The sequence below is a fragment of the Isoptericola halotolerans genome, from assembly GCF_013149785.1.
GTDB lineage: Bacteria > Actinomycetota > Actinomycetes > Actinomycetales > Cellulomonadaceae > Isoptericola > Isoptericola halotolerans.
The window spans coordinates 491,275-510,204 of sequence record NZ_JABEZU010000003.1 but is presented as its reverse complement, the minus strand read 5'-3'; the positions used below and the strand labels follow the sequence as shown (position 1 = coordinate 510,204).

Annotated in this window: 23 protein-coding genes; 13 read left to right on the top strand and 10 right to left on the bottom strand. The window is 72.5% G+C overall.

Features of this window, described 5'->3' with window-relative positions:
- Positions 1–47 precede the first annotated feature (47 nt).
- From HDG69_RS14575 to HDG69_RS14565, 3 genes are read right to left on the bottom strand one after another with little or no spacing between them, the layout of a single operon-like run.
- Positions 48–932 (bottom strand): SURF1 family cytochrome oxidase biogenesis protein, encoded by an 885-nt coding sequence (locus HDG69_RS14575; protein WP_343036451.1) that lies wholly within the window; start codon positions 930–932, stop codon positions 48–50.
- A complete protein-coding gene (locus HDG69_RS14570) occupies positions 929–1,168 on the bottom strand; it encodes a hypothetical protein (RefSeq protein WP_171784534.1) in 240 nt (79 codons plus the stop codon). Before HDG69_RS14570 ends, HDG69_RS14575 begins: the two co-directional genes overlap by 4 nt.
- Positions 1,168–1,554 (bottom strand): DUF3099 domain-containing protein, encoded by a 387-nt coding sequence (locus HDG69_RS14565; protein ID WP_171784533.1) that lies wholly within the window; start codon positions 1,552–1,554, stop codon positions 1,168–1,170. The genes HDG69_RS14570 and HDG69_RS14565 overlap by 1 nt, the downstream gene beginning before the upstream one ends.
- Positions 1,555–1,729: 175 nt before the next feature.
- Here HDG69_RS14565 and fabG point away from each other — a divergent pair, with 175 nt between their 5' ends.
- The 4 genes from fabG to HDG69_RS14545 are packed head-to-tail and all read left to right on the top strand — an operon-like array spanning position 1,730 to position 4,733.
- Positions 1,730–2,452 (top strand): 3-oxoacyl-ACP reductase FabG, encoded by a 723-nt coding sequence (gene fabG, locus HDG69_RS14560; RefSeq protein WP_171784532.1) that lies wholly within the window; start codon positions 1,730–1,732, stop codon positions 2,450–2,452.
- Between the two features lie 59 nt (positions 2,453–2,511).
- A complete protein-coding gene (gene fabI / locus HDG69_RS14555) occupies positions 2,512–3,279 on the top strand; it encodes an enoyl-ACP reductase FabI (RefSeq protein WP_171784531.1) in 768 nt (255 codons plus the stop codon).
- Between the two features lie 10 nt (positions 3,280–3,289).
- Positions 3,290–3,853, top strand: coding sequence for a histidine phosphatase family protein (locus tag HDG69_RS14550; RefSeq protein ID WP_171784530.1), 564 nt, complete (start codon positions 3,290–3,292; stop codon positions 3,851–3,853).
- 43 nt (positions 3,854–3,896) lie between these two features.
- Positions 3,897–4,733, top strand: a complete 837-nt coding sequence (locus HDG69_RS14545) for a hypothetical protein (protein ID WP_171784529.1) — start codon at positions 3,897–3,899, stop codon at positions 4,731–4,733.
- A gap of 37 nt (positions 4,734–4,770) precedes the next feature.
- Here HDG69_RS14545 and serB read toward each other — a convergent pair whose 3' ends face one another.
- A complete protein-coding gene (gene serB / locus HDG69_RS14540) occupies positions 4,771–5,514 on the bottom strand; it encodes a phosphoserine phosphatase SerB (protein ID WP_246256623.1) in 744 nt (247 codons plus the stop codon).
- Positions 5,507–6,751 carry a glucose-1-phosphate adenylyltransferase gene (locus tag HDG69_RS14535; protein ID WP_171784528.1) on the bottom strand — a complete coding sequence of 415 codons (1,245 nt, stop codon included), beginning with the start codon at positions 6,749–6,751 and terminating at the stop codon, positions 5,507–5,509. The genes serB and HDG69_RS14535 overlap by 8 nt, the downstream gene beginning before the upstream one ends.
- Before the next feature lie 80 nt (positions 6,752–6,831).
- Between HDG69_RS14535 and glgA the strand changes: the two genes are divergently transcribed.
- Entirely contained in the window at positions 6,832–8,046 is a 1,215-nt protein-coding gene (gene glgA / locus HDG69_RS14530; RefSeq protein WP_216645750.1) for a glycogen synthase, read from the top strand.
- Positions 8,047–8,050: 4 nt separating this feature from the next.
- On the opposite strand, the gene HDG69_RS14525 is transcribed toward glgA, so the two are convergent.
- Complete coding sequence (locus tag HDG69_RS14525) at positions 8,051–8,818, bottom strand: hypothetical protein (RefSeq protein WP_171784526.1); 768 nt, start codon at positions 8,816–8,818, stop codon at positions 8,051–8,053.
- A 118-nt stretch (positions 8,819–8,936) separates the two neighbouring features.
- Here HDG69_RS14525 and HDG69_RS14520 point away from each other — a divergent pair, with 118 nt between their 5' ends.
- From HDG69_RS14520 to HDG69_RS14510, 3 genes are all read left to right on the top strand, one after another.
- On the top strand, positions 8,937–9,734 hold the full coding sequence (locus HDG69_RS14520; protein ID WP_171784525.1) for an ABC transporter ATP-binding protein: 798 nt from the start codon (positions 8,937–8,939) through the stop codon (positions 9,732–9,734).
- Between the two features lie 104 nt (positions 9,735–9,838).
- Complete coding sequence (locus tag HDG69_RS14515) at positions 9,839–10,333, top strand: NfeD family protein (protein ID WP_171784524.1); 495 nt, start codon at positions 9,839–9,841, stop codon at positions 10,331–10,333.
- Positions 10,334–10,400: 67 nt separating this feature from the next.
- Positions 10,401–11,600, top strand: coding sequence for an SPFH domain-containing protein (locus tag HDG69_RS14510; RefSeq protein WP_425484038.1), 1,200 nt, complete (start codon positions 10,401–10,403; stop codon positions 11,598–11,600).
- A gap of 70 nt (positions 11,601–11,670) precedes the next feature.
- Here the strand turns inward: HDG69_RS14510 and HDG69_RS14505 are convergent, their stop codons facing one another.
- Entirely contained in the window at positions 11,671–12,195 is a 525-nt protein-coding gene (locus HDG69_RS14505; RefSeq protein WP_343036450.1) for a GNAT family N-acetyltransferase, read from the bottom strand.
- 61 nt (positions 12,196–12,256) lie between these two features.
- Here HDG69_RS14505 and HDG69_RS14500 point away from each other — a divergent pair, with 61 nt between their 5' ends.
- Genes HDG69_RS14500 through HDG69_RS14490 form a run of 3 tightly spaced genes read left to right on the top strand, consistent with a single transcriptional unit; the run spans position 12,257 to position 15,640 of the window.
- The gene (locus tag HDG69_RS14500; protein WP_171784522.1) at positions 12,257–13,486 is read left to right on the top strand and encodes an alpha/beta hydrolase fold domain-containing protein; all 1,230 of its coding nucleotides are present in this window, start codon (positions 12,257–12,259) and stop codon (positions 13,484–13,486) included.
- 24 nt (positions 13,487–13,510) lie between these two features.
- Positions 13,511–14,779, top strand: a complete 1,269-nt coding sequence (locus tag HDG69_RS14495) for an endo-1,4-beta-xylanase (protein ID WP_171784521.1) — start codon at positions 13,511–13,513, stop codon at positions 14,777–14,779.
- A 12-nt stretch (positions 14,780–14,791) separates the two neighbouring features.
- Positions 14,792–15,640, top strand: a complete 849-nt coding sequence (locus HDG69_RS14490) for an RNA methyltransferase (RefSeq protein WP_171784520.1) — start codon at positions 14,792–14,794, stop codon at positions 15,638–15,640.
- Here HDG69_RS14490 and HDG69_RS14485 read toward each other — a convergent pair.
- Positions 15,588–16,094 carry a DUF4188 domain-containing protein gene (locus HDG69_RS14485; RefSeq protein WP_171784519.1) on the bottom strand — a complete coding sequence of 169 codons (507 nt, stop codon included), beginning with the start codon at positions 16,092–16,094 and terminating at the stop codon, positions 15,588–15,590. The two genes, HDG69_RS14490 and HDG69_RS14485, sit on opposite strands and share 53 nt — an antisense overlap.
- Positions 16,095–16,178: 84 nt before the next feature.
- Between HDG69_RS14485 and HDG69_RS14480 the strand changes: the two genes are divergently transcribed.
- Both HDG69_RS14480 and HDG69_RS14475 read left to right on the top strand, forming a co-directional pair.
- A complete protein-coding gene (locus HDG69_RS14480) occupies positions 16,179–16,799 on the top strand; it encodes a MerR family transcriptional regulator (RefSeq protein ID WP_171784518.1) in 621 nt (206 codons plus the stop codon).
- A gap of 122 nt (positions 16,800–16,921) precedes the next feature.
- A complete protein-coding gene (locus HDG69_RS14475) occupies positions 16,922–17,854 on the top strand; it encodes a siderophore-interacting protein (RefSeq protein WP_246256686.1) in 933 nt (310 codons plus the stop codon).
- 26 nt (positions 17,855–17,880) lie between these two features.
- Here the strand turns inward: HDG69_RS14475 and HDG69_RS14470 are convergent, their stop codons facing one another.
- Together HDG69_RS14470 and HDG69_RS14465 are read right to left on the bottom strand one after the other, a co-directional pair.
- On the bottom strand, positions 17,881–18,465 hold the full coding sequence (locus HDG69_RS14470; RefSeq protein ID WP_171784516.1) for a YbaK/EbsC family protein: 585 nt from the start codon (positions 18,463–18,465) through the stop codon (positions 17,881–17,883).
- Positions 18,462–18,872, bottom strand: coding sequence for a YbhB/YbcL family Raf kinase inhibitor-like protein (locus tag HDG69_RS14465; protein ID WP_171784515.1), 411 nt, complete (start codon positions 18,870–18,872; stop codon positions 18,462–18,464). Before HDG69_RS14465 ends, HDG69_RS14470 begins: the two co-directional genes overlap by 4 nt.
- Positions 18,873–18,930: the final 58 nt, after the last annotated feature.

Sequence of the window (18,930 nt, the reverse complement as noted above, 5' to 3'; positions counted from 1 at the left end):
AGGTACGAGGTGCTCGCCGGGGGTGAAGCCGCAGGCTCGGGCGACGACTACTCGGCCTGAACCGCGTCGACGAGGGCGTCCTCGTGCTCCTCGTCCGTCCGGCGGGACGCGCGGCGCTCACGGCGGGGTCGTGACGCGCCGTCGGGCTCGTCCGCCGCGATGAGCTCACCGGCCGTGACGCTCGCGACCCGGGTCTCGCGCCGCCACAGCAGGACGAAGCCACCGACGGCGCCGAGCGCGAAGATCCCCCACTGGAACGCGTAGCTGAGGTGCGACCCCGGGTCGGTGTCCGGACGCGGTGCCGGGACCAGGGCCTCCGCGGCCGCGGGGTCCTCGGAACGCATCTGGCCGTACGCGCCGACCGTGGCGTCGTCGGCGACGACGCTCGCCCCGCCGTCCACGGCGGCGGCGAGCACCTGGTCGTTGTTGATCCGCGAGACCGTCCCGGCCTCGGCGCCACGGTCCGCGGCCGGTTCGTCCGGGCGCAGGGTGACCGTGACGGCGATCTCGCCGACCGGGGGAGCGGGGACGGACGCCGGTTGGCCGGCGTCAGCGCCGAGCGGCACGAAGCCGCGATCGACGAGGAACACCACGGACTGCCCGTCGAGCACCGTGCGCAAGGGCACGATCAGGTGGAACCCGGGCGTCCCGTTGACCGGCCGGTTGCGCAGCAGCACCGTCCCGGACGGCACGTACTCGCCGACGACGACGACGGGCCTCCACTCGTCCTCGGCAGCCAGCGTGGCGCCGGGGGATCCGACGACGCCGGCCAGCGGCACCGGCTCTGCGGTGTAGTTGGCCTCGACGAGGGCGATCTGCTCGACACGGTCGGTGTAGCGATGCCACTGCCAGAACGCTGCCAGCACGCACAGGGAGGCGAGCAGTACCGCGGCGAGCCCGAGCGTGACCCACTGACGACGGGTCCGTCTCACACGTGCTCCAGTTCCTCGACGGCGACGGTCTGGCGCCAGAACGACCGCATCCCCAGGAACTGCTCGAGGTGTTCCCGGTGGGCGTCGCAGGCGAGCCACACCTTGCGGCGTTCCGGGGTGTGGAGCTTCGGATTGTTCCACAGCAGCCCCCACCGGGCCTCGGCCCGGCAGCCCTTGGCCGAGCAGACCAGTGCGTCGGGGTCCACCGGGTCGGCGCCCAGCCCGAGCACGTCCATCAGCGGTCCTCGGGGTCGGCGGGGGAGTCGGCAGGGGTGCTGGACGGTGCGTCCACGTGGTCGACGACGCGGATGTGCGGCTCCTCGGTCGCGGGGGCGGTGGCCTCGATCTCCGGGGGCGCCAGCGGAGGCGCGCCGGAGGACTCGTGCGAGCTGCGGTCCCGACCGGCGTTGGCGAGCAGGACGGCCGAGTAGGGGAGCACGACGGCGCCCGCGAAGCAGACCCACATGAGCCAGCCCTCGACCAGCAGGGCAGCCGCGAGGATGAGCACCAGGCGCAGACCCATCTGGAACAGGTACTGGCGCAGGCGCCGGTTCTGGTCCGCGGCGAGGCTGGCCGGGACGCCCGTGATCGAGGGGACCTCGTGGGGCCGGGACGTGCTCACCCGACCAGTCTACGTCCGGCGCGGCGAGCTCCGGTCTTTGGAGGAAACCGACAAACCCGTTCGGCGACCTGTGCCTCCTCGTCAGCGCGGGACCGGTCGGGGTGCGGGGTACGGTCGCACCGGCGCACCACCGTGCACCCGGGTCGCGACGGCCCGTCGTCGAGAGGAGCATCCCGTGGGAGAACAGGCAGCAACCGGTCGAGTGGTGGTCGTGACCGGGGCCGCGCGCGGTATCGGTCGCGCGATCGCGGAGCGCTTCGTCGCGGCGGGCGACGTCGTCGCCACCGTCTATCGCGGCGGAGACCTTCCGGAGGGCGTCCACGGGTTCGTGGCGGACGTCACGGACAGTGCCGCCGTCGACACCGCCTTCGGCGAGATCGAGGCCCGGCTGGGCGCTCCGACCGTGCTCGTCGCCAACGCGGGCGTGACCCGCGACCAGCTCCTGATGCGGATGAGCGACGAGGAGTTCGAGCAGGTCGTCGACGTCAACCTCACCGGCACGTTCCGCTGCGTGCGACGGGCCTCCAAGGCGATGATCAGGGCTCGGTCCGGTCGTATCGTGCTGATCGGTTCCGTCGTCGGCCTCTACGGCGGACCGGGTCAGGTCAACTACTCCTCGACGAAGGCAGCGCTGGTCGGCATGGCGCGCTCGATCTCCCGCGAGCTCGGCGGTCGCGGCATCACGGCCAACGTCGTGGCACCGGGCTTCGTGGAGACCGACATGACCGCCGCCCTGCCGGAGGACACGCAGAAGAAGTACCGGGCATCGATCCCTGCGGGCCGCTTCGCGACTGCTGACGAGGTCGCCGGCGTCGTGGAGTTCCTCGCGTCGGACGCCGCCGGGTACGTGACCGGCGCGGTCGTCCCCGTCGACGGCGGTCTGGGCATGGGTCACTGAACTGTCCAACGGGCTCAGGGCCCGATACGCTCCCACCAGAACTTCACTGAAAGGTCACCATGGCTCTGCTCGACGGCAAGAAGTTGCTCATCACGGGCGTCCTGACGGACAGCTCGATCGCGTTCCACGCCGCCCGGCTCGCGCAGGAGGAAGGCGCGGAGGTCGTCCTGACCTCGTTCGGGCGACAGATGAAGCTCACCCAGGCGTTCGCGAAGCGACTTCCCGTGACGGCACCGGTCGTCCAGCTCGACGTGACCAGCTCGGAGGACCTGGACTCCCTCGCGGACCAGGTGCGCGAGCACACCGACCGTCTCGACGGCGTCGTCCACTCCATCGGGTTCGCGCCGCAGAGCGTGATGGGTGGCAACTTCCTGGCCGCCGAGTGGGACGACGTCGCCACCGCGGTCCAGGTCTCGACCTTCTCGTACAAGTCGCTGATCACCGCGGCCCAGCCGCTCATGGCCTCCGGCGGCGCCTACGTCGGCCTGACCTTCGACGCCGGGTTCGCCTGGCCGGTCTACGACTGGATGGGGGTGGCGAAGGCCGGTCTCGAGTCCGCCAACCGCTACCTCGCCCGCGACCTCGGGCCCTCCGGGATCCGGGCGAACCTGGTCTCGGCCGGACCGATCCGGACCACGGCGGCCAAGTCCATCCCCGGTTTCGAGGCGATGGAGGACGCGTGGCCCCGGCGCGCGCCCCTCGGGTGGGACCAGACGACGGCGGAGCCCGCCGCCCGCGCGGTGGTGGCGCTGCTGTCCGACTGGTTCCCGGCGACGACGGGCGAGATCGTGCACGTCGACGGTGGCGTGCACGCGATGGGTCAGTGAGCGAGCGATCGTGAAGCAGCCGAAGCACCCCGCCGACGTCCCGGAGAAGGGGCGTCGGCTGGTGCTGCTCCGGCATGCGAAGGCGGAACCTGCCGCGGGGCCGGTGCCGGACGTGGATCGGGCCCTGGCGCTCAACGGACGCAAGCAGGCCGGCCGGGTCGGTATGGCACTGACCTCGGTGGGCCTCGTCCCGGACCTGACGCTCGTGTCGTCCGCTCTGCGCACGCGGCAGACCTGGGAGCTGGCTCGGGCACACCTCGGCAACCACGGGGGCCGCAGCCATCTGGACTTCGAGGTGCGCGACGAGCTGTACGCGGCGAGCGTCGGCGACGTGCTCGAGCTGCTCCGCTCCGTGGCCCCCGAGGTCAAGACGTTGCTGATCATCGGTCACGAGCCCACGATGGCGGCGACCGCCGCCTATCTGGCCGACAAGTCGTCGGACGACGCCGCGCTGGCCCAGGTGCGCGTCGGGGTCCCGACGGCGACCTACTCGGTGCTGCACGCCGCCAAGCAGCCGTGGTCCGAGTGGACCAAGAAGTCCGCGACGCTGCTGCGGGTCGGCCGCCCGAGCTGAGAGCCCGCCGCGCGAACCTTCCCACGGATGGTACTCATGGTCGGTGGATGCCAGGGCGAAGCGGATCTTGTTCCGGACCTACTGGTCGAACGGGTGGATCGACGACGGTGACCGGCAGACGGCGCCGGAGGATCTCGCCTACGCCAAGGATCATGGCGTGATGTTCGATCCGGTGACCTGGACCCATGACGAGAGCGTGTCGCGCATCCAGCGGCTCCGGGACACCGGGCTCGGATCCGTGGTCGCGAACGGGTTCGTCGCCAGCCTGTCGTCACGACGGCTGGACCGGCGCTCCGCACTGGCCTCGTGGTCGATGGTCGAGCGGCTGACCCCCCACGCCTTCCAACCCGTGGTCGCGGGAGAAGGCCTCGACGACGGCGGGACGGTGACCCGCTCCGACGTCGTGTGCGAGACCTGCCGCGACGCACCCGCGGACGGGCAGCTGACGGCACGACAGGTCGACCGCGACATCGACCTCAACGTGCTCAGCTTCGAACGGTTGAAGTGGGGCGGCGTGCGGCACGACGACCTGGTGTACGCCCGGTTCGACCTCGAACAGCTCGCGCGGACTGCTGCGCACGATCCGACAGCGGAGGACCGGACCCTGCTGCAGCGGGTCCTGGCCGTGATCGAGGACCTCGACCCCGAGGCGACGGCCGGCGGGCTGGTCCGCGCGCTGAGGCCGGTCCTGCCGGGCACCGTGGCCGAGCACCGAGCGTTCGTGGAGATCCTGGGCACCGCCCGGGTGCTCCGCCCCCGCGGCGCCGAACGCCCTGAGCACCTTCGGTCGGACTGGGGCGCCGCGGGACAGTGGCGCGGTGGCGACCGCTACGACGTGCACCGCGTCCGGCAGCTGTTCCCGGGCGCGGTCCAGGTGTGATGTCCAGGGACGTGTCCGCCAACCACGTCCCTGGACATCACCTCGAGAGCGTGTCCTCCGCGCCGTCGGTCGCCGGACGTGCGTGCCGTTCGCCGAGCTCCACGTCGTCGATGATCTGCAGCACCTCGTCGAGCCGCGGTCCGTCGATGCTGTACGGCGCCTCGGCGCGCACGAGCGGCTTGGCGGCGAAGGCGATGCCGATGCCGGCGGCGCCGATCATGTCGAGGTCGTTGGCGCCGTCGCCCACCGCGACGGTGTCGGCCATGTCCAGGCCCAGCTCGGACGCCCACTCGCGCAGGGTGACCTCCTTGTAGGCCCGGTCCACGACCGGGCCGACGGTCCTGCCCGTCAGGACGCCGTCGGTCACCTCGAGCTCGTTCGCCCGCCAGCGGGTGATGCCGTGCGCCGCGGCGAGGGGGGCAAGGATCTCGGCGAAGCCGCCGGAGACGAGTCCGAACTCCCAGCCACGGCGGTGCACCTCGGCGACCAGCTCCGCGGCACCGGGCGTCAGGACGACGGCCTCGCGCACCGCGTCCAGCGCGGACACGGGGACGCCTGCCAGCGTGGCCACCCGCTCCCGCAGGGAGGCGGCGAAGTCGAGCTCGCCGCGCATGGCCCGCTCGGTCGCGGCCGCGACCTCGTCGCGGGTGCCGGCGTGCTCGGCGATGAGCTCGATGACCTCCTGGGTCAGGAACGTCGAGTCGACGTCGGTCACGACGAGCCGACGACGGCGGACGGACAGGTCGGTCGGGAGCGGCGCGGCAGGTGCGCGGTCAGGCAACGTGAGAACCCTTCGGGACGACGGTGATCCCCGACTCGGTGACGGTGAAGCCGCGCGCCCGGTCCTCCTCGTGGTCGACCCCGATCCGGGCGCGTTCGTCCACCACCACGAACTTGTCGAGGATGGCGCGGTGCACCTGGGCGTGCCGGTGCACCTGGACGCCGTCCATCACCACGGAGTCGGTGACCGTCGCCCAGGAGTGCAGGTGCACGCCCGGCGACAGGATGGACCCTGCGACGGTCGCACCGGAGACGAGGACACCAGGTGAGACGATCGAGTCTGCGGCGTGCCCCAGGCGGCCGGGCCCGGCGTGCACGAACTTCGCCGGCGGGAGCCCCGTGTACCCGGTGTAGAGAGGCCAGTCCTCGTTGTACAGGTTGAACACCGGCTGGACGGCGATGAGGTCCTTGTTGGCGTCGAAGTAGGCGTCGATGGCGCCGACGTCGCGCCAGTAGGCGCGGTCGCGGTCCGTGGAGCCGGGCACCTCGTTGCGGATGAAGTCGTAGACGCCGGCCGTCCCCTCCCGGACGAACGCCGGGACGATGTCCCCGCCCATGTCGTGCCGTGAGTCGGGGTCCGCGGCGTCCTTCGTGACGGCCTCGACCAGGGCGTCGGCGTCGAAGACGTAGTTGCCCATGGAGGCCAGGACCTCGCGGGGCGAGTCCGGCAGCCCCACCGGGGCGACCGGCTTCTCCAGGAAGTCGCGGATGCGCGTCGGGTCCTGGGGCTCGACGTCGATGACGCCGAACTGGTCGGCGAGCGCGATCGGCTGGCGGATCGCAGCGACGGTGGCGCGCGCGCCGGACTCGACGTGCGCGTCCACCATCTGCGAGAAGTCCATGCGGTAGACGTGGTCCGCGCCGACCACGACGACGATGTCGGGACGCTCGTCGTCGATGATGTTCAGGCACTGGTAGATGGCGTCGGCGGACCCGAGGTACCAGTGCTTGCCGACGCGCTGCTGTGCCGGGACCGAGGACACGTAGTTGCCGAGCAGCGGGGACATGCGCCAGGTCTTGGAGATGTGCCGGTCCAGCGAGTGCGACTTGTACTGCGTCAGCACGATGACCTGGAGGTACCGGGAGTTGATGATGTTGGACAGCGCGAAGTCCACGAGCCGGTAGATGCCGCCGAAGGGGACCGCGGGTTTGGCGCGCTGGGCAGTCAGCGGCATGAGTCGCTTGCCCTCTCCGCCGGCGAGGACGATGGCCAGGACGCGGGGGTTTGACGACGCCATGCCCTGACCCTAGGACCTCAGGGCCACGCATGCCGCGCGACGCGGCGGTGAGCGCTACGTTGGCTCTCGTGAGCTCCCCCCTGAGGATCGACCTGCTGACCCGAGAATTCCCGCCCCACGTCTACGGCGGCGCCGGCGTGCACGTCGCCGAGCTGTCGGCCGTGCTGCGTCCGCATGCCGACGTGCGCGTGCGCTGCTTCGACGGCCCCCGGCCCGACGCCGCCGGTGTCACCGGGTACGAGGAGCCCGCCACGCTGTCCGGGGCCAACGCCTCCCTGCGCACGCTCGGCGTGGACCTGGCCATGGCGGACGACGTCGCCGGCGCGGACGTCGTGCACTCGCACACCTGGTACGCGAACATGGCCGGCCATCTCGGCGGGTTGCTGCACGGCGTGCCGCACCTGGTCACGGCCCACTCGCTCGAGCCGCTGCGCCCCTGGAAGGCCGAGCAGCTGGGTGGCGGGTATGCCGTCTCGAGCTGGGCCGAACGCACCGCCTACCTGGGCGCGTCCGGGATCGTCGCCGTCTCGGCGGGGATGCGAGCGGACATCCTGCGCTGCTACCCGGAGCTGGACCCCGAGCGGGTGCACGTGGTGCACAACGGGATCGACCTGGACGGCTGGGTCAGGCCGTCCGACGAGGAGATCGCCCGGGTGGCGGTGGACCACGGGATCGACCCGGCGCGCCCGGCCGTGGTGTTCGTCGGGCGCATCACGCGCCAGAAGGGGCTTCCCGACTTCCTGCGAGCCGCGGCGCGGCTGCCGCGCGAGGTCCAGGTGATCCTGTGCGCGGGAGCCCCGGACACCCCGGAGATCATGGCGGAGGTCCGGTCCCTGGTCGACGACCTGCGCCAGGCACGTGGAGGCACGGCCGCCGGCGTGGTGTGGATCGAGGAGATGCTGCCCCGGCCGGAGCTGTGCGCCGTGCTCGCGGCCTCGACGGTCTTCGCGTGCCCGTCCGTCTACGAGCCCCTCGGGATCGTCAACCTCGAGGCGATGGCCGTGGGCCTGCCCGTCGTGGCCACGGCGACCGGCGGGATCCCCGAGGTGGTCGACGACGGCGTCACGGGGGTGCTCGTCCCCCTCGAGCAGGCGGACGACGGCACCGGGACCCCGCTCGATCGCGAGCGGTGGGTGAGCGATCTGGCCGCCGCGCTCACCGCCGTCGTCGACGATCCGCAGCGCGCCGCCACGATGGGGGCGGCAGGACGGCGCCGCGCCGAGGAGCACTTCGCCTGGACGGCGATCGCCGAGCGGACGATGGACGTGTACCGCTCGGTGCTCGCGCGCCCGTGAGGGCTCAGGGCACGGTGGCGTAGGTCGCGGCGCCGAGCGCGCGCCGGGCGGTGCGCTCGACCTCTCGCAGCGCCGTCGACCGCTGGTCGACCTGCCACAGGTTCACCGCGGCGCCGTCGTCGTCGGTCGCGAGGTCGACGATGGCGAGCAGACGGGTGGCGAGCTGCATGACCCTCGCTCGCCGCCCGTCGAGGTCCGGCACGGGCCAGCGGTCGGTGGTCGAGCTGCGCACCCGTTCGATGGCGTCCGCGGCGTCGTCGCGCCAGCGTGCCACGTCGAGGGCGTCGAGGGCCTCGGTGGCGGTCACGAGGCTGGTGCGCAGCTCGCGCTCCGCGTCCGCCAACGACCCCAGCGCCCCGGCCACCAGGGTGGACCACGGGGGGACCTCGACCACCTCCCACGTGACGAGGTGACCGGTCTCGAACGTGCTGCCGAAGGCGGTGATGCGAGGCACGGCGGCCCACGCACCGTCAGCGGTGCTGACCAGCAGGCACTCACCGGCCTCGGTGGCTGCCGCTGCGGCCGGAGCGGGGACGCCCGAGGGGTCACCCGGGGCAGGGAGCACCGCGCAGACCTCGCGAGGTCCGTCCGCGAAGGTCGCGACGAGCTCCTTGAGCGTGACCTGACCCGTCCCGGCGCCGGGCAGCCCGACGACGGTGTGCGGCTCGTCGTCGTCGGTGACGGACCGGACCGCCAGGCCGTGCGGGACGCCGAGCGACTGGAGCCACAGCGCCAGGACGACGCTGCGGGGCAGGGTGTTCGACTCGCTCACGCTTCGCACGATAGACGCCGGAGCAGGACCGGCGCCCGTCGCGCCGCTTCGTGGACCGGGTGGCCAGAGCCTCGCGGGCGGTCCGGTGGTCGTCCTCGCTCCGGTAGGGTCGGGCACCATGAGCGCGGTACTCGACCTGCAGGGCGTCACGGTCCGACGCGGAACCTCCACGATCGTCGACGCGGTCGACTGGACCGTCTCCGAGGGGGAGCGCTGGATCGTGCTCGGCCCCAACGGGGCCGGCAAGACCACCCTGCTGCAGATCCTCGCAGCGCGGTCCCACCCGACGTCGGGGACGGCCGACCTCCTGGGTGAGCGTCTCGGAAAGGTCGACGTCTTCGAGCTGCGTCCGCGCATCGGCTTCTCCTCGGCGGCCCTCGCCGACAAGATCCCGCACCACGAGAGCGTGCGCGACGTGGTGCTGACCGCCGCGTACGGGGTCACGGGACGCTGGCGCGAGGAGTACGAGGAGCTGGACACCGAGCAGGCGCTGGCGCTGCTGGGGGCGTTCGACGTCGCTGACCTCGCCGACCGGCGGTACGGCACCCTCAGCGAGGGCGAGCGCAAGCGCGTGCAGATCGCGCGGGCGCTGATGACCGATCCCGAGGTCCTGCTGCTGGACGAGCCGGCCGCCGGGCTCGACGTGGCGGGGCGCGAGGAGCTCGTCGGGGCGCTCGCGGAGCTCGCCGGGGACCCGTCCTCGCCGGTGCTCGTGGTCGTCACCCACCACGTCGAGGAGATCCCCCCGGGCTTCACGCACCTGCTGCTGCTCGGTGACGGCAAGGTCGAGGCGTCAGGACCCCTCGAGGAGGTCCTCACGTCCGAGAACCTCTCACGCGCCTTCGGCATGGATCTGCTCGTGGCCCACGGCGGCGGTCGGTGGTTGGCCAGGGCGGCGCGACCCGCCGGACGGTAGGCGTACCCGCCGTGCCGCGGAGTTGGTAAAGTTCGAGCAAAAGACCGTGCGTGCGGCCTGTTCGGGGTCGTGGGCTCCCGAGAACCTCGAGACCGGAGGAACCGATGGATGCTTGGCTCTGGTGGCTGATCGGGGCGTTCGTCCTCGCGGTGATCGAGATGTTCGCCCTGGAGCTGGTCTTCATCATGCTGGCCGGCGGAGCGCTGGCCGGCGGGGCGACGGCCGCAGCCGGGGGGCCGGTGTGGTTGCAGATCATCGTGGCCTGCACCGTCTCGCTCCTGCTGCTGGCCCTCCTGCGGCCGTGGCTGGTGCAGAACCTGCGCCAGCGCACCCCGCTCGTCGAGACGAACGCCGCCGCGCACGTCGGCCGGACCGCCGTCGTCGTCGCGGAGGTCACCGAGACCGGCGGGCGGGTCAAGCTCGCCGGCGAGGTGTGGTCCGCCCGCCTGGTGGACGACGGCCTGCCCAACAGCTCGGGCCGTGTCCCGGCGGGCGTCGAGGTCCGTGTGGTGACGATCGACGGGGCGACCGCCGTCGTCGCCCCTGCCGGCACGCCGAGCTCGAACCCTGACAGCAGCGGGACCGGCCTGCTGCCCTGATCGACCGTCCGGGGGCGACCGCTGCGCCGCGGTCCCCGGAACGATGCCTACAACGGAAAGAGAGCTCGTGGAACCAGAACCGGGAACCATCGTCCTTTACATCTTCCTGATCGCGCTGGCCATCTTCGTCATCGTGACCCTCTTCAAGGCGGTCCGGGTGGTCCCGCAGGCGACCGCCCTGATCGTGGAGCGGCTGGGTCGGTACAACAAGACCTTCGCGCCGGGCCTGAACTTCCTGTTCCCCTTCGTCGACAAGGTGCGTGCCGGCGTCGACCTGCGCGAGCAGGTCGTGTCCTTCCCGCCGCAGCCGGTGATCACCTCGGACAACCTGGTCGTCAGCATCGACACGGTGATCTACTTCCAGGTGACCGAGCCCAAGTCGGCCGTGTACGAGATCGCGAACTACATCAGCGGTATCGAGCAGCTCACCGTCACGACGCTGCGTAACGTCGTCGGTTCGATGGACCTCGAGCAGACGCTGACCAGCCGTGACCAGATCAACGGCCAGCTCCGTGGTGTGCTGGACGAGGCCACCGGGCGCTGGGGCGTCCGCGTGAACCGTGTCGAGCTCAAGTCGATCGAGCCGCCGGCCTCCGTGCAGGGCGCGATGGAGCAGCAGATGCGCGCCGAGCGTGACCGTCGCGCCGCGATCCTCACGGCCGAGGGTGTCAAGCAGTCCGCGATCCTCACGGCCGAGGGTGAGAAGCAGTCGCAGATCCTCAAGGCCGAGGGTGACGCCCAGGCACAGATCCTGACGGCCGAGGGTGAGTCGCGCGCCATCCTGCAGGTCTTCGAGGCCATCCACCGGGGCAACCCCGACCCGAAGCTGCTGGCGTACCAGTACCTGCAGATGCTGCCGGAGATCGCCAACGGGTCCTCGTCGAAGCTGTGGGTGGTCCCCACCGAGTTCACCGCGGCGCTGGGTTCGATCGCGAAGGGCTTCGGCGGCACCCCGGGCACCCCGGGCATCCCCGCCGAGCCGGGCGACGACGACAGCGACGGCGGGGTGAGCAGTGCGCTGCAGTCCGCGCTCGGCCAGTCCGGCCTGCAGGACCCGGGCGAGGCTCTCGCCGAGGCCCGCCGTCAGGCCCAGGCCGCCACGGCCGACGCGACGAGCTCGGGCACCCGCTCCGGGTCACCGTTCGAGCCCGGTGCAGAACGTGGTCAGCGGCCCGCCGGCGAGCAGCCGCCGGCACCGCCGGTGCCGCCGCAGCCCCGCACGCTCGGCACCGACGACCAGGGAACGCCTCCGCCGCCGCAGCCGTGAGCTGAGCACCCGCTGTCACCTCGAGGCCCCGCCGTCCGCTCCGGACGGCGGGGCCTCGTCGTGCGTGGGGTCAGGGGTCGGGCAGCACCATGAGCCGAGCGGGCGGGGCGTCCTCGCGTTGCCAGTCGAACCGTGCCTCTGCCACGACCTGCCACCCCCGGCGCAGATAGACGGCGTGCGCCACGCCGTCGCGATCGTCGACGTCGAGCACGGGGGTACGTCCGGTGCGGTGGATCCACCCGGTAGCGGCGTCCAGCAGGCGACCGCCGACCCCGTGGCCCTGGGCCTCGGGATGGACGAAGAGCACCGAGACGCACCCGAGCTCGGCCACGGGACGTCCGGCGCCGGCCGACCACAGGGCACCGTGCTCGTCGTCCGGCACCGTCGTGACGCTGACGTGCCCGCGCGCCCGGCCGTCGAGCTCGGCGACCCAGGCGCGCTCCTCCGCAGGGCGGGTGATGAACTCCTCGGCGGCGAACGGCAGCGGCCACCGGTGCGGGTAGCCCGAGGTGGGTTGCTGCGCGCCGAGGGCCTCGACGAGGTCGGGCAGGTCGCTGTCGGAGCGGTCGCGGATCGTGACGGTGTGTCGCAGCACGCCCGGAAGCGTAGGCGACGACGGGTGCGCTCGGGCGGACCTCCGTGCCAGAGTGGCCCCCGTGACCGCCCACCGACCTCATCACGCCGCAGGTCCGGCCGCCGGAACCACGGACGGCGGCGGCGCGACCCGTCGCCGCCCGAACGTCGTCGTCGGCCTCCTCGCCGTCCTGGCGGTGCTGCTCGCCGTGGTGTCGGCCGGCGCCTTCCTGCCGTCCGTGCCCTGGTGGGGGCACGTCGGTGGCTACGCGGCAGCCTGGGCGCCGTGGATGGTCGTCCTCGGGCTCGCGGTGACCGTGGCGGCGGCCGTCGCGCTGATGCGCCGTGGCTCCGTGACCCGGGTCGTGGCCGTCGCCGGCGGGCTGCTGGCCGCCGGGCTGTCTTTCGCGGTGGTGACCCAGCAGCTCCGGGTGGCGCAGGAGCACGCCGTCGGGATCCGGATCGTCGAGCTCTTCCGGGTCACGCCGGGGGACGTCGCGCCGGACGTCGACGCCCAGTACGGCGACGACGAGGGCGACCCCCAGAACCTCTCTCTCTGGCTGCCGGAGGGAGGGCCGGACGGCCCTGCGCCGGTCGTGGTCCTCGTCCACGGCGGCGGCTGGGTCTCGGGGGAGCGGACGCAGCGCACGACGGCGTCGCACGCGGCCTGGTTCGCCGGTCAGGGCTATCTGGCCGTCAGCATCGACTACCCGCTCTCGAGCGACGAGCGGCACCGCTGGGACGCCGTCGAACCGCAGGTGGCCTGCGCCCTGGCCTGGGTGGGCGAGCACGCCGCCGATCACGGCGGCGACCCGGGCCGTGTCTTCCTGGCCGGTGACTCCGCGGGTGGCAACCTGGCGCTCGAGGTCGCGTACCGCACCGCGTCGGGCGACCTCGACCCGGAGTGCGAGGGCTCGGTGCCTCCGGTCTCGGCGGTGAGCACGCTGTACCCGGTGGCCTCGCCGGTGGGCGCCTACGACAACGACGACCCCGTGATGGGGGACGTCGGGCGGTCGCTGGCCGAGCAGTACACGGGCGGTTCCCCGGAGCAGCACCCGGACCGGTACGCCGCGATCACCCCGGCCGGGCACGTCACCCCCGGTGCACCTCCGACGCTGATGGTGGTCGGCGCGTCGGACCACCTGGTGCCACCCGCCGGGGCCGAGGAGCTGGCCGGGGTGCTGACCGGCGCGGGCGTCGCCCACGAGCTCGTGGTCCTCCCCGCGGCGACCCACGTGTTCGACGCGGCGCCCGGTGGTGTGGGGACGCAGCTGTGGCGTGAGCTCACGGTGCGGATGTTCGACCACTCCTGACGCCGGGTGGGGCACGATGGGTCTGTGACTCTCTTCACTGCACCGACCGACCACGTCCCCGACCCCACGCTCGCGCACCGGCGCGCCGATGAGCTGGTGACCGTCCTCGCGCCGGACGGCACGCCGCTCGCCGACACCGACGTCGTCGTCGCCCAGACCGCGCACGCCTTCGGGTTCGGCTGCATCGGCTTCGAGCTGGTGGACCACGCGAACGACCGATCCTCCGACGCGACGTACGACAACGATTTCGCGAACCGCTGGCTCGACGTCTTCAACATCGCCACCCTGCCCTTCTACTGGGGCACGTTCGAACCCGAGGAAGGCGCTCCCCGCACCGAGGAGATGCTGGCCGCGGCCCGGTGGTTCGCCGATCGCGGCGTCTCGGTGAAGGGCCACCCGCTGGTGTGGCACACGGTCCAGCCGCGCTGGCTGCTCGGCCGGGCCCCCGAGGAGGTCGAGCGGCTGCAGCGCGAACGTATCCGGCGCGACGTCGGCGGCTTCGCCGGGCTCGTGGACACCTGGGACGCGATCAACGAGGCCGTGATCATGCCCGTCTTCACTGCCGAGGACAACGCGATCACCCCGCTGGCACGGCTCAAGGGTCGGGTGGAGATGATCCGCCTGGCCGTCGAGGAGGCACGGGCCACCAACCCGGACGTCACCCTGCTGCTCAACGACTTCGACATGTCGACGGCGTACGAGTGCCTCGTCGAGGCGGTGCTCGAGGCGGGCATCCGCATCGACCGGCTCGGCCTGCAGTCCCACATGCACCAGGGCTACTGGGGCGAGGAGAAGACGCTGCGCATCCTGGACAGGTTCGCGCGGTACGGCATCCCGATCCACTTCACCGAGACCACCCTGCTGTCCGGCGAGATCATGCCCGCCCACGTCGTGGACCTCAACGACTGGCAGGTGGAGTCCTGGCCGTCGACGCCCGAGGGGGAGGAGCGCCAGGCCGACGAGGTCGAGCGGCACTACCGCACGCTGCTCAGCCACCCGGCCGTGGAGGTCGTCAACTACTGGGGGCTGGGTGACCGCGGGATGTGGCTCGGGGCTCCGGGCGGTCTGCTGCGCGCCGACGGCTCGCCGAAGCCGGCCTACGACCGGCTGCGCTCGCTGGTCAAGGGCGAGTGGTGGCACGCCCCCACGACCCTGCGCACCGACGACGCCGGGCAGGTGCGGGTCGGCGGGTTCCTCGGGGACTACGAGGTGCGCCTGCCCGACGGGGCCACGGGCTCCTTCGCGCTCACGGAGCCGGGGGAGCAGGCGACGCGGGTGCGGCTCGCGGGCTGAGAGAATCCCCGGGTGAGCTCGCCCGCCGAACCCCGCCCCGCCGTCGTCCGCGTCGCCGACCCGTCCGACCCGCGCCTGCACGACTACACCGGCCTGACCGACGTCAAGCTGCGCACCGTGCGCGAGCCTGCCGAGGGCCTGTTCATGGCCGAGTCCTCGAACGTCATCCGGCGGGCGCTGGCGGCGGGGCACCGGCCCCGGTCGTTCCTCATGGCCGACAAGTGGCTCGACTCGATGGCCGACGTGCTCGATGCCCACCCCGAGGCGCCCGTGTTCGTCGCCGACGAGCAGGTGCTGGAGGCGATCACGGGGTTCCACCTGCACCGTGGGGCGCTCGCGGCCATGCACCGCCCGGTGCTGCCCAGCGTGCACGACCTCGTCGCCGGCGCGCGGGGCGGTGCTGGTGCTCGTCGTGTCGCGGTGCTCGAGGACATCGTCGACCATACGAACGTCGGGGCGATCTTCCGTTCGGCCGCCGCCCTGGGTGTCGACGCGGTGCTGGTCTCGCCGCGGTGCGCGGACCCGCTCTACCGGCGCAGCGTGCGCGTCTCCATGGGGGCGGTGTTCCAGGTGCCGTGGACCCGGTTGGAGACCTGGCCCGAGGGTCTGGACGGGCTGCGTGCGGACGGGTTCACCGTCGGGGCGCTGGCCCTGGCCGACGACGCCGTCTCGCTCGACGACCTGGTTGCGGACGCTCCCACGCGGCTGGCCCTGGTTCTCGGCACCGAGGGGCACGGTCTGTCCCGCGGTGCGGTCGCCGCTGCCGACATGGTGGTGAAGATCCCGATGGCCGACGGCGTCGACTCGCTCAACGTGGCTGCGGCGTCGGCGGTGGCGTTCTGGGCGACCCGGACGCCCTGAGGCGTTCCCGTGCCGTCCGTCCCTTGTGCTGGGCGGGGACGGGTGTGGTGGCCCGGGCGAGCCCGAACGGGGGCATGTCCCCGTACAGGGACTCGTGCCCTCCCGCGCCGACGGCGTAGGTCTCGTGCCAGATCCCGACCGCGCCGGGCGCCTTCCTGGCGCGCCGGTGGAACTCGATCCAGGCGGGCCGATGGGCAAGGTCGTCGTCGTTCGCGTACCGGTAGATGTCCTCGACGCTGCGCCAGTACTGGATGACCGTGGGCCCGCGCAGGCCGAAGGTCGTGCGGGCGCCCAGGAACCCGGTCTCCGGGGTGCGGTGCAGCTCGGCGAGCATCGGCCCCATGGCGGCGTAGGTCGGGACCCAGGCGTCGGGCCGCCAGAACTTGTTGATCCGTGCACCGATGAGGAACACGGCGAGGGCGCCGTCGTGGTGGTGCGTCATCAGGGTGGTCATGGGGTTCCTCCTGCATGTTCTGGATAGTGCCACTACCCATTATTGGGGAGTGTTAGTCTCCAATGTCAAGAGCGGAGGGAACGGATGCGGATCTCAGGGTTGGCGGCAGCCACGGGAGTCTCGGTGGCGACGCTGAAGTACTACCTGCGCGAAGGGCTCCTGCCGCCGGGGCGGGCTACGTCACGCACCCAGGCGAGCTACGACGACACCCACGTGTCGCGGGTGCGGCTCGTGCGGGCGCTCACGGAGTCGGCCGGGCTGAGCCTCGGCGCCGTGCGGGATGTTCTCGCCGCGCTGGACGACCCGCCGGCATCGCGCCACGACCTGCTCGGGTCCGCTCACCGTGCGCTGGTCGCGGCGGAGGGCGGGGTCCCGTCCGAGGACGAGGAGTGGGACGCGGCCCGGCATCGGGCCGTCGAGCTCGTGGCGGAACGCGGTTGGTGCGACGACCCGCTGCTCGTCGACCGGCTGGCCGAGCAGCTCCGGGCCGCAGGCGCCGCGGGCGTGGACCTGCCGGGCGACTACCTCCGCTCGCTCGCGGCGGCGGCGGACGTCGTCGCGGCTGCCGACCTGACCACGGCCGGTCCCGAACCGGAGGCCGCGCTGCGGCAGGTCGTGCTCGGGACCCTGCTCACGGACCCGATCGTGCTCACGCTGCGGCGCATGGCTCAGGTGCGGGCCAGCCAGGAGGCTTCCGGGGTGTGACCCCGGTCACGGAGGTTGCCCTGACCATGCCAGGTGAGGTTAGGCTGACCTGCGTGACCGAGACTGCTGCTGCCGCCACCGAGACCGAACCGACCGGCGTCGTCGCGCCGCAGCCGTGGCGCATGTTCGACGTCGAGGTCCAGCGGGTCACGCGGCTCTGTCCCTCGTTCATCCGGATCACCTTCACCGGTGCGGACCTGCACGAGTTCGCCGACAACGGGTGCGACCAGCGGATCAAGTTCCTGCTGCCCGCACCCTGCGGTGGTTGGGAGTACCTCGACCGGCAGAACCCTGACTGGTTCACGTCGTGGCGAGCCCTTCCCGAGGAGCGTCGCAACCCGCTGCGCACCTACACGGTGCGGGCGGTGCGCCCGGAGCGGCGCGAGGTCGACGTCGACATCGTCCTGCACGGCGACACCGGACCCGCGTCGCGGTGGGCGAACGGAGCCCGACCGGGTTCGCCCCTGGTGATCATGGGTCCGAACGCCGCCTACGACGGCGCTCACGGCGGCCTGGAGTTCGCCCCGCCGCGGTCCAGCCACGCCCTGCTGCTCGCCGGTGACGAGACGGCGGTGCCCGCGATCGCGTCGATCTGCGAGGCGCTGCCCGCCGATGCGGTCGGTGAGGTCTTCCTCGAGGTCCCGCACCGGGAGGACCGTTGGACGCTCGCTGCACCCGCCGGCGTCCGGGTCACCTGGCTGGCCCGCGAGGACGGCGAGCACGGTGATCGCCTCGTGCCGGCCGTCCAGGAGGCGGCCGACCGGATGCTCGCGATGGGTGTGCGGGCATCGATCGACGACGAGCCCGTCGCCCTCGGCGCCCGCGAGCCGGCCGGGGAGCTGGAGGATGTCGACATCGACAACGAGATCCTCTGGGAGGTCCCGGTCGACGCCTCGGGCAAGCCGCTGGCGCAGGACACCGTGCTGTACGCCTGGTTCGCCGGCGAGGCCGGCGTCATCAAGACGCTCCGCCGCTACCTGGTCGGGACCAAGGGCGTGGACCGCAAGTCGGTGGCCTTCATGGGCTACTGGCGGCGCGGCCGCGCCGAGTGCTGAGCTGAGGCGGCAGGACTTCGCCGGGGTCAACCGCGCACGACGCCGAGCCCTGGCACGACCTCGACCCACGGCGCCGAGCACAGCAGGTCGCCCGGCATCAGCAGCTTGGAGCGCCGCACCCCTGAGCCCATGAGCGCGAGGGCGTCGGGCGTCGCGAAGCGCTCGTCGACCAGCACCCGCCAGCCGGCAGGGAGCCCGACCGGGGTGATGCCGCCGTACTCCATGCCGGACTCGCTGGTGGCGCGGTCCGTCGGCAGGAACGACGCCTTGCGGGCGTCCAGCAGCTTGCGCACCCGGGTGTTGACGTCCGCGGAGGTCGTGGCGGGCACGACGCAGGCCGCCACGCGCTCGACGTCGCCGCGCCGTCCGGCGACCACCACGCAGTTGGCAGAGGCCTCGGGCGGCAGGCCGTGGACGTCGTTGAGCGTGGCGGTGTCCGCGTGGTCGGGGTCGATGGGCGCCACCGCCACCTGGGTGCGCACCCGGTCGTCGCTGGCGGCCCAGTCGTGCAAGGCTGCGGCCACCGGTGCGGCCAGCAGGTCGGTGCGGTCCAGCGCGGGGTGCCACGCGAGGTCCCCGAGGGTGGGCAGCTCGTCCGTCGTCCCGCTCATCGCTGGTACGTCCCGGTCAGCGTGGCGCGTGCGATCGTGTGGAAGTAGGCGTTGAACGCGGCCTGCGCGTTGGTGCTGTCCGTGGTCAGGCCGAGCGAGTCGACGTCCAGGGCGTGCACGGCGAAGACGTAGCGGTGCGCGTGGTCCCCGGGTGGTGGTCCGGCGCCCTCGAAGCCGACCTGACCGCCGTCGGAGGTGAGCTGGAACGCTCCGTCGGGCAGTGCGGCTCCGTCGTGCGCGCCGGCGCCGCGGGCGAAGCTCGTCACCGAGGCCGGGACGTCGAGCGCGTGCCCGTGCCAGTAGCCGGACGGCGCCGGAGCGTCGGGGTCGAAGCAGCTCACCACGAACGTCGCCGGGACGGGCGGGAGCGAGTAGGGGTCCGGGGGCAACGGGCGCGTGAGGTCCATGGCCCCACTCTGCTGCGGACGACGGCTCGGGGCAACGTCGCCGTCGGGCGGGTCCCCT

What these genes read in the sequence shown, in the direction of transcription:
- HDG69_RS14485 (WP_171784519.1), bottom strand. Translation starts at nt 16,094, where the DNA reads ATGACCACCCTGATGACGCACCACCACGACGGCGCCCTCGCCGTGTTC.
- HDG69_RS14515 (WP_171784524.1), top strand. Translation starts at nt 9,839, where the DNA reads ATGGATGCTTGGCTCTGGTGGCTGATCGGGGCGTTCGTCCTCGCGGTG.
- HDG69_RS14465 (WP_171784515.1), bottom strand. Translation starts at nt 18,872, where the DNA reads ATGGACCTCACGCGCCCGTTGCCCCCGGACCCCTACTCGCTCCCGCCC.
- HDG69_RS14470 (WP_171784516.1), bottom strand. Translation starts at nt 18,465, where the DNA reads ATGAGCGGGACGACGGACGAGCTGCCCACCCTCGGGGACCTCGCGTGG.
- HDG69_RS14480 (WP_171784518.1), top strand. Translation starts at nt 16,179, where the DNA reads ATGCGGATCTCAGGGTTGGCGGCAGCCACGGGAGTCTCGGTGGCGACG.
- fabI (WP_171784531.1), top strand. Translation starts at nt 2,512, where the DNA reads ATGGCTCTGCTCGACGGCAAGAAGTTGCTCATCACGGGCGTCCTGACG.
- HDG69_RS14475 (WP_246256686.1), top strand. Translation starts at nt 16,922, where the DNA reads ATGTTCGACGTCGAGGTCCAGCGGGTCACGCGGCTCTGTCCCTCGTTC.
- HDG69_RS14570 (WP_171784534.1), bottom strand. Translation starts at nt 1,168, where the DNA reads ATGGACGTGCTCGGGCTGGGCGCCGACCCGGTGGACCCCGACGCACTG.
- HDG69_RS14520 (WP_171784525.1), top strand. Translation starts at nt 8,937, where the DNA reads ATGAGCGCGGTACTCGACCTGCAGGGCGTCACGGTCCGACGCGGAACC.
- HDG69_RS14535 (WP_171784528.1), bottom strand. Translation starts at nt 6,751, where the DNA reads ATGGCGTCGTCAAACCCCCGCGTCCTGGCCATCGTCCTCGCCGGCGGA.